Here is a 277-nt window from a genome sequence, read left to right as displayed (position 1 = left end):
CCCGGCGCTTCTCCAGCACCGGTTGGACTCGCGGGTGCGCGGTGAAGCCGTTCGGCAAGGCGAGGAACGCATCGCCGATCCGGGCCAGCAGCGACTTGTCCACCGCAGTGGCCAGCCCCGCGGGAATCATCTGGTCGGACTCGACCGACTCGCTCGGCTGCACACCGTGCTTCTCCAGCTCGCGCACTTCGTTGAACACCCGTTCCAGCTGGCCCTGGTAGTCGCGCAGCGCGTCCTCGGCCTCCTTCATCGAGATGTCGCCACGTCCGATCAGGGC

The 277-nt window shown here is 67.9% G+C and carries 1 protein-coding gene; it reads right to left on the bottom strand.

What is annotated here, in order from left to right; translation table 11 throughout:
- Positions 1-277, bottom strand: a 277-nt coding sequence (locus EIK80_RS25835; protein ID WP_199743659.1) for a hypothetical protein, incomplete at both ends; no start/stop codon positions are given.

Origin of the sequence: Caulobacter sp. 602-1 (assembly GCF_003931565.1) — a bacterium.
Lineage (GTDB): Bacteria > Pseudomonadota > Alphaproteobacteria > Caulobacterales > Caulobacteraceae > Caulobacter.
The sequence above is the reverse complement of the archived record's forward strand: the minus strand, read 5'-3'. Positions and strand labels throughout refer to the sequence as shown.